Source organism: Parvibaculum indicum (genome assembly GCF_011762095.1).
Lineage (GTDB): Bacteria > Pseudomonadota > Alphaproteobacteria > Parvibaculales > Parvibaculaceae > Parvibaculum > Parvibaculum indicum.
On record NZ_JAASQO010000013.1, the window covers coordinates 97825 to 104730 of the forward strand.

General features: G+C 67.5%; 11 protein-coding genes and 1 pseudogene. 6 read left to right on the top strand and 6 right to left on the bottom strand.

Features of this window, described 5'->3' with window-relative positions:
• The first annotated feature begins 90 nt into the window (after positions 1 to 90).
• The 5 genes and pseudogenes from traC (at position 91) to FHS78_RS15720 (ending at position 3797) form a co-directional block, all read left to right on the top strand.
• Positions 91 to 387, top strand: coding sequence for a conjugal transfer protein TraC (gene traC, locus FHS78_RS15700; protein ID WP_167095317.1), 297 nt, complete (start codon positions 91 to 93; stop codon positions 385 to 387).
• Positions 388 to 391: 4 nt separating this feature from the next.
• Positions 392 to 607, top strand: coding sequence for a type IV conjugative transfer system coupling protein TraD (traD, locus tag FHS78_RS15705; RefSeq protein WP_167095318.1), 216 nt, complete (start codon positions 392 to 394; stop codon positions 605 to 607).
• Positions 600 to 2507 (top strand): Ti-type conjugative transfer system protein TraG, encoded by a 1908-nt coding sequence (gene traG, locus FHS78_RS15710; RefSeq protein WP_167095319.1) that lies wholly within the window; start codon positions 600 to 602, stop codon positions 2505 to 2507. The genes traD and traG overlap by 8 nt, the downstream gene beginning before the upstream one ends.
• Positions 2508 to 3076: 569 nt before the next feature.
• Positions 3077 to 3464, top strand: a pseudogene (locus tag FHS78_RS15715) (thermonuclease family protein).
• A gap of 84 nt (positions 3465 to 3548) precedes the next feature.
• Complete coding sequence (locus FHS78_RS15720; RefSeq protein ID WP_167095320.1) at positions 3549 to 3797, top strand: WGR domain-containing protein; 249 nt, start codon at positions 3549 to 3551, stop codon at positions 3795 to 3797.
• Positions 3798 to 3848: 51 nt separating this feature from the next.
• On the opposite strand, the gene FHS78_RS15725 is transcribed toward FHS78_RS15720, so the two are convergent.
• Both FHS78_RS15725 and FHS78_RS15730 read right to left on the bottom strand, forming a co-directional pair.
• Entirely contained in the window at positions 3849 to 4043 is a 195-nt protein-coding gene (locus FHS78_RS15725) for a hypothetical protein (RefSeq protein WP_167095321.1), read from the bottom strand.
• Between the two features lie 67 nt (positions 4044 to 4110).
• Positions 4111 to 4425: a DUF736 domain-containing protein gene (locus FHS78_RS15730; RefSeq protein ID WP_167095322.1), complete on the bottom strand. Its 315-nt coding sequence runs from the start codon at positions 4423 to 4425 to the stop codon at positions 4111 to 4113.
• Between the two features lie 255 nt (positions 4426 to 4680).
• Between FHS78_RS15730 and FHS78_RS15735 the strand changes: the two genes are divergently transcribed.
• Positions 4681 to 4824 carry a hypothetical protein gene (locus tag FHS78_RS15735; RefSeq protein ID WP_167095323.1) on the top strand — a complete coding sequence of 48 codons (144 nt, stop codon included), beginning with the start codon at positions 4681 to 4683 and terminating at the stop codon, positions 4822 to 4824.
• A gap of 255 nt (positions 4825 to 5079) precedes the next feature.
• Here the strand turns inward: FHS78_RS15735 and FHS78_RS15740 are convergent, their stop codons facing one another.
• The 4 genes from FHS78_RS15740 to FHS78_RS15755 form a co-directional block, all read right to left on the bottom strand.
• Positions 5080 to 5373, bottom strand: a complete 294-nt coding sequence (locus FHS78_RS15740) for a type II toxin-antitoxin system RelE/ParE family toxin (RefSeq protein WP_167095324.1) — start codon at positions 5371 to 5373, stop codon at positions 5080 to 5082.
• A complete protein-coding gene (locus tag FHS78_RS15745) occupies positions 5370 to 5675 on the bottom strand; it encodes a type II toxin-antitoxin system RelB/DinJ family antitoxin (protein ID WP_167095325.1) in 306 nt (101 codons plus the stop codon). The genes FHS78_RS15740 and FHS78_RS15745 overlap by 4 nt, the downstream gene beginning before the upstream one ends.
• 54 nt (positions 5676 to 5729) lie before the next feature.
• A complete protein-coding gene (locus tag FHS78_RS15750; protein ID WP_167095334.1) occupies positions 5730 to 6596 on the bottom strand; it encodes an adenine nucleotide alpha hydrolase family protein in 867 nt (288 codons plus the stop codon).
• Positions 6596 to 6906: zincin-like metallopeptidase domain-containing protein (locus tag FHS78_RS15755; protein WP_246220539.1), on the bottom strand; the 311-nt coding region annotated here is incomplete at its 5' end. The genes FHS78_RS15750 and FHS78_RS15755, both read right to left, overlap by 1 nt.

The window sequence follows — 6906 nt, forward strand, 5'->3', positions numbered from 1 at the left end:
CTAGCTTTTTTACTAGTCGCCGCTGGCGCTCATCCGGGGAAAGCTGGGCCTCAACCCAGCGGATACGGGACGGTGGAAGGGTCAACCGGAATGAAGAAGCCGTCGCGACAGATCAGGGAGGAAATCGCCAGGCTGCAGGACCAGCTCCGGCAGGCCGAGACGCGCGAGGCCGAACGCATCGGCCGGATCGCGCTGAAGGCCGGGATTGGCGAGATCGAGGTCGAGGAGGCGGCGCTGCTCTCGGCCTTCGAGGAGGTGGCGAAACGGTTTCGCGACGACGCCGGCGCGTCGAGCGGGAGAAAGGGCGTCGCTGGCCGGCAGCCAAATGGCGGGGCGTCCACGACGCTCGCGGCTGGCGCGGCTCAGGGCGGCGATCGCGAGGCTTGAGCGCATGCGCCGGTCGAGCTCATCGGACGCACGCAAGAAGGACACGCGCGAGAAGATCGAGCTCGGCGGGCTGATCGTGAAGGCGGGGCTGCGCTACGAGAAGCGCGCGCTGTTGCTCGGCATGCTGATCGACGCACAGCGCCGCATCGGTGAAGACCAAACCGAGCGAACGCGGCTCAGCGCCATCGGCGCGGAAGCCTTCGGGCGCGATCATGAATAGGGTGCTGCTCGCCGGGCTGCAGGCGGCGATGATGATCGCCGTGGCGATCACGACGACCGGCGCCGAGCACTGGCTGGCGGGCTTCGGCAAGACCGAGGCCGCGCGCCTGATGCTCGGCCGTGCCGGGCTCGCGCTCCCCTATGTGCTATCGGCCGGGCTCGGCCTGATCCTGCTCTTCGCGGCGGCCGGCGCGATCGGCATCCGGGCGGTTGGATGGGGCGTCGTGGTCGGGAGCGCGGCTGTCATCGGCATCGCCACCATCCGCGAAGGCGCGCGGCTGGCCGCTCTGGCGGACCGCGTGCCGGCGGGGCAATCTGTGCTGGCCTATGCGGATCCGGGAACGATGATCGGCGCGGCGATCGCGCTCGTTTGCGCGATGTTCGCGCTGCGCGTCACCATCAAGGGAAACGCCGCTTTCGTCGCGGCGTCTCCGCGCCGGATCAAGGGCCGGCGCGCGATCCATGGAGAGACCGACTGGATGCGGATGGAAACGGCCGGCAAGCTGTTCGGCGACGCCGGCGGCATCGTCATCGGCGAGCGCTACCGGGTCGATCGCGATTCCGTCGCCGGCATCGCGTTCCGCGCCGACAGCCGCGACAGCTGGGGCAGCGGCGGCCGCTCGCAGCTGCTCTGCTTCGACGGCTCGTTCGGCTCCTCGCACGGCATCGTCTTCGCCGGCTCGGGCGGCTTCAAGACGACGTCGGTGACGATTCCCTCGGCGTTGAAATGGGGTGGCGGCCTGGTGGTGCTCGACCCCTCATCCGAGGTCGCGCCGATGGTGATCGGCCATCGGCGCAAGGCGGGCCGCAAGGTGGTGGTGCTGGACCCGGCTGATGCCGCCACCGGCTTCAACGCGCTCGACTGGATCGGACGCTTCGGCGGAACGAAGGAGGAGGACATTGTCGCGGTCGCGACCTGGGTAATGACGGACAACGCGCGCCAGGTCTCTGCGCGCGACGACTTCTTTCGCGCCTCCGCGATGCAGCTTCTGACGGCGCTGATCGCGGACGTCTGCCTGTCGGGTCATACGGAAAAGAAGGACCAGACGCTCCGGCAGGTCCGCGCCAACCTATCGGAGCCGGAGCCGAAGCTGCGCGAGCGGCTGACTAGGATCTACGAACAGTCGGGATCGGAGTTCGTGAAGGAGAATGTCGCAGTCTTCGTCAACATGACGCCGGAGACCTTTTCCGGCGTCTACGCCAATGCGGTGAAGGAGACGCATTGGCTGTCTTATCCAAACTACGCCGCGCTGGTCTCTGGTCACAGCTTCACCACCGACGAACTCGCCGACGGCGGGACCGACATCTTTATCGCGCTCGACCTGAAGGTGCTGGAGGCGCATCCGGGGCTCGCCCGGGTCATCATCGGGGCGCTGATGAACGCGATCTACAACCGCAATGGCGAGGTGAAGGACCGCACGCTGTTCCTGCTCGACGAGGTGGCGCGGCTCGGCTTCCTGCGCATCTTGGAGACCGCGCGTGACGCCGGCCGCAAATACGGCATCACCATGACGCTGCTGTTCCAGTCCATCGGCCAGATTCGCGAGGCCTATGGCGGCCGCGACGCCACCTCGAAATGGTTCGAATCGGCGTCATGGATCAGCTTCGCCGCAATCAACGATCCCGAGACCGCCGACTACATCTCGCGACGTTGCGGCGACACCACCGTCGAGGTCGACCAGCTCAGCCGCTCGTCGCAGATGTCGGGCGCGTCGCGGACGCGCTCGAAGCAGCTGGCGCGCCGCCCGCTCATCCTGCCGCACGAGGTCCTGCGCATGCGCGCCGACGAGCAGATCGTGTTCACGGCCGGCAATCCGCCGCTGCGCTGCGGGCGCGCGATCTGGTTCCGCCGCGAGGACATGAGAAGCTGCGTCGGCGAAAACAGGTTCCACCGGAAATAGGCGGTTCAGGGAGGAGCGCTTTGAGACGGCTGCGCATCGGCGATAGCGAAGCGGAGGCCACCGCGGGCGACATCGCGGTGCGGCTGGCCGACGCCTTTACGCACCGCGAGCATCTGCTTTGCCTGCGCCAGCCCGCTGGGTGCGCGAGGGTTGCCGTCGCAACAGGGCGCCCGGTCGACCCCGGGCGGCCTCGTCCCGCGAGCTGGATCGTCACCGCATGGCGGAGACCGCGTAGCGGGCTCCGGGAGCGACGCGCAGCGGCGCGAGTAGAGCGAGTCCGCCGCTGGCGGCTCGCCGAGATGCCTCGCCCCTCGGCATGACCTTTTCCAGGACTGCAGCTCGTGACGCGTACGCCATCCTGCCCATCGGATCTGCTCCGGAATCCACTGAAGAAAGAACGCCGCGTTGGAAATATGGTCCCGTGCAGAAAGACAGTGCCGCCGACCGGGTCCAACGCCCGGCTTGAACATCGATCCAGTAGAATGAGGAGCCTCCTAGCGAAGGGCGCCGTGGCCGCCACAATCATCCTCGCCGCATTGCATTGGGCATCCCGCGCAGGTGCCGAGCCGATGTTTGGCACGGCTTCCGGACCTGTCGCCGATAAGGTGACGGCCGTATTGTCCATTTGTGGGAGCGCTCGACGGTTTAGCTGCGTGGTCGACGGCGACACCTTCTGGCTCGGCCGGCAGAAGGTCCGGATCGCCGACATCGACGCGCCGGAGCTCACTCCGCCGCGCTTGCGAACATGAAAGAGAGCTCGGCGAGACGGCGAAGTACCGCCTGCAGGCGCTGCTCAACGCGGGGCCGTTTTCGCTGGCCGCAGGCCCGCGGGACGAAGATTCTTTCGGCCGCAAGCTGCGCACGGTCCTGCGGGCGGGCCGCTCGATCGGCGCGCGCCTGGTCGCCGAAGGGCTGGTTCGCCGTTGGTATGGCGGCCGTCGCAGCTGGTGCGACTGACCCATCAGCACAACGAATCGATCCTAGCGGATCGATTCGGAAAAGCCATTGGACGGTGCCTCCGCAGGAGGCGAGAATCCGCCCATGACCGACACGGAGAGCCTGCCCGTCCATCTTCGTCGTATCGACCCGACGCAGAACATGCGGCGCTTCTATATGCTCGCGATCCAGCCGACCTTGTTCGGCGGCGCGTCGGTCATCCGCAACTGGGGACGGATCGGCACCAATGGCCAATCGATGATGCAGACCTTTGATCGGCCCGACGAGGCGGGCGACGCGCTGAGCCGCCTCGAGCGCCGCAAGAGACGGCGGGGCTACCGCGAGGCGGACTGAAGCAAGCCCACGAGAATAGCCGACAAGCGAAGCGCTGCCGGCCGAAAGTCGTCACACCGGCCCATCCAGGCCTCCGGCCGCTTTCAGCCGGGTTTCGTCCATGTGGTCGATGATTTCATGGTCGTCCGACTTCCAGGCGAGGTGGCCGTTGCGGACTTCCTCGCGCGTCGCCGAAGTGCCGTTAGGCCAGAGCACGATGTCGTCGCGATGCGGCTTTCGGCGCTGTGATGATCGGGATCGCGTCATCAGGAGCTTCTCGTGTGCCGAAACAGGGAAGGCCCCGCCTTGCGGCGGGGCCCTCTTGTCGCCCGGGTCAGTCCCGGTTCGGCCGGGACCAGATGAGCTGAAGGCCTTCCTCGCCTTCGACTTCGACCAGGGTTGCGTAGATCGGGGCAGGGAAGCTCGGATCGTCGAGCTTGACCGAGAGGTAGTCGCGGTCCGTCTGCTCGGAGTGCTTCTGCCAGGCGGCGCCGAGCTCGACATTCGCTGCGGCGAAGATGCGGAAGTGGGGGCCTTTGTCGGAGGGGTTCTCGATGCGGACCAGCCGAGCTTTGACGTTCAGGGTCAGGGTGCGGATCGTCCCCGAGAAGCCGTTGCCGTTGACGGTGAAGTTGCCGATGGTAGCCATGTTCGTGTCCTCTTTCGTTTATCGGGCCGCGGCCATCGCGACCTCGATGGCTGTCGATGACCGGAGGCGATCGGGCCGCACCCGAAGGGCCGCAACACAGTGGAGGGCGGCCAGGGCGAGGCTTTCTTGGCTCGCGAGGAATGGGCGCGCAGCGCCCAGGGGAAGAAAGCTGAGAAAGGCCGTTGCGGTCATGAGAGATCGAGGCGGCGCGCAGCGCCGACGGCCTTCGGTCAGACATGCCAGATCGAGGACGCAGTGGACGCGAACAGACCGAACGATGGGGACACAGTGCGCTACCGGCAAACCACACCGCATGGCGACGGCGCGGCCGCCATCCCGGAAGACCCGGCCAACATCAGCAAGGCCGCACCGGCTTCTCCGCACCGTCAGGGCCGCTGACGCCGCGCGCTCGAGCGCGGTCGATGTTCAACCGGGGGAAAGGCCGCAGCCGAGCGACGGGCTTCTCGGCTCATCGCCGGCGACCCTCCCGGTCCCCTCAACGCCAATGGGCGGGAAGCGAGGTGCTGGTCCGGTCTCGGCGCCGCCCCTCCGGCGCGATGACGCTCCAGGAATGCCCGCCGCGCGGCGGGGCGTTCGGCAAACGACCTGAGGCGGATGTGCAAAGGTCGGATCAATGGGGCGGACGGCGCCGCCTCAGCCTTGCGGAAGCTCGTCCGGCCACCTTTGGGCACCGTGCAGAACGCGGAGAATCCGGATCGACTCGGTGGTCACGGCGTAGGCCGCGACATAGGGCGTGCCGGTGATGACGAGTTCGCGCGTGCCGGCGACGCGGCCGGGACGGCCGCTCTCCGGGAAGTCGACCAGACGGCGCGCGGACGCCGCGATCCGCTCGTCGACGGCGATCGCCGCGCGTGGATTGTCGGCTTCGATATGGGTGAAGATGCCGTCGCGATCGGAGAGCGCGAAGGCCGACCAGACGAGTTTCACGATCCGCCGGCGGCCTTGCGCCGGGCCGCGGCGCGGCGCTCGGAGAAATGCGTCTCGGCCTGCTCGTCAGGGACGTCGGGCCGCGTGTCCTGCAGCGCCTCCTGCACCTTCTCCCGGAACCAAGCGTCATGCGCCTCGCTGTTGGTGACGAGCTCGAGCGGCAGGGCGCCCTCATTGGCGGTCCGGGTGAGCAGGATGCGCACGGCGTCCGACACTGTCAGCCCCATGCCTTCGAGAACCGCGGACGCGCGGTCCCGCACGTCGGCGTCGATTCGAGTCTGGACAAGCGCATTCGCGGCCATAATCGCCTCCTTGCCAAGGCAATGTAATGCAATTGAATGACGAATGCCAGCCCGTCACAGGCCGCACATGCCTTCGCATTCATTCGGCCAGAGGTCGAGCTGGCCGCTGTCCGCTTCGGTCGAGAGGTCCGCCTCGTCGAGCGGAACGGCCGAACGGTGCAGATAGACCTCGCCGCGGATACCGCGCAGGCCGGCGCGGATGATGCGGTCGACCTCGACCGCATCGGCCCAGGCCGCCGGATCGTGATTACGCATGGCGCGCCAGACCGCATCGGAATGGAACGGACAGCCGATGCAGGCGCTTTTGGGCGGCCGCGGATAGCCGTGGCGGTCGAGCCAGCGCAGGCAGTCGCTGCGCGCCATTCGCCGCTCGACGAGCGGCCAGCGATTCACGCGCCAGCGCTCGAAGCTCGGCTTCATCCGGACGATTTCGTCCGTCGAGATGCCGATCCACTGCTCAACGACAGGGACAGCGGGGGATCGCTTGCGGGTCAGGCCGGCGAGCTCGCGCACCTTGCGGCGGATCGGGTCGATCTTGTAGTCGCCGGTGCATTGGCGCCGGATCATGCCGATCGAGACCTGGCCGCGCCGGTTCGTGGTGCGCGTGAAGGCGGGGATCGACGCCCAGCGCCGCCCGCACCCGGCGGCGATCAGGTTGTCGCGGATATTGCCTGCCGAGACGATGTGGACCGGGAACGGCAGGACGTTGGGCGACATCAGCCAGGCGAGGTGCTCATACACGGCGTCGGGCTCCCAGCCGGTGTCGGCGAAGATCGCGCAATCGGGCATCGGCCCGATTTCTTCATGCGCCGCCAGCAAGGCGAGCGTCGTCGATTGCACGCCGGCGCCAAGGCTGAGCACGCGCAGGCGGATCGAGGAGAGCTCGGCGCCCTCCCCTTCTGCAGCCGGAGCGGAGAGCATCACGCCGCCTTCGGCACGGTCTCTGCCTGTGGCTGCAGACCATGCAGATAGGCGCAGGCCCGTTGCGCGTGCGCGGCGGCCGAGAAGATGAAGCGCTTGTCGTTGGCGAGGACCGCGAGCCAGGATGCGAGGTAGCTCGCATGGTCGGCGCGCGGCTCGAGCTCGGGGACGATGCCGAGATCGGCGCTGACGAAACAAGCGCCCAGATCCGCCACATATCCTGACAGTCCAGCCCCAATCTGAAATTTTTCCGCAGTGAAGATGAGGTTGATCATGCTGCCATCTCCTCTGCCTGGGGCTGCTGAGCGTG

What these genes read in the sequence shown, in the direction of transcription:
- traD (WP_167095318.1), top strand. Translation starts at nt 392, where the DNA reads ATGCGCCGGTCGAGCTCATCGGACGCACGCAAGAAGGACACGCGCGAG.
- FHS78_RS15750 (WP_167095334.1), bottom strand. Translation starts at nt 6,596, where the DNA reads ATGCTCTCCGCTCCGGCTGCAGAAGGGGAGGGCGCCGAGCTCTCCTCG.
- FHS78_RS15745 (WP_167095325.1), bottom strand. Translation starts at nt 5,675, where the DNA reads ATGGCCGCGAATGCGCTTGTCCAGACTCGAATCGACGCCGACGTGCGG.
- traC (WP_167095317.1), top strand. Translation starts at nt 91, where the DNA reads ATGAAGAAGCCGTCGCGACAGATCAGGGAGGAAATCGCCAGGCTGCAG.
- FHS78_RS15730 (WP_167095322.1), bottom strand. Translation starts at nt 4,425, where the DNA reads ATGGCTACCATCGGCAACTTCACCGTCAACGGCAACGGCTTCTCGGGG.
- traG (WP_167095319.1), top strand. Translation starts at nt 600, where the DNA reads ATGAATAGGGTGCTGCTCGCCGGGCTGCAGGCGGCGATGATGATCGCC.
- FHS78_RS15725 (WP_167095321.1), bottom strand. Translation starts at nt 4,043, where the DNA reads ATGACGCGATCCCGATCATCACAGCGCCGAAAGCCGCATCGCGACGAC.
- FHS78_RS15720 (WP_167095320.1), top strand. Translation starts at nt 3,549, where the DNA reads ATGACCGACACGGAGAGCCTGCCCGTCCATCTTCGTCGTATCGACCCG.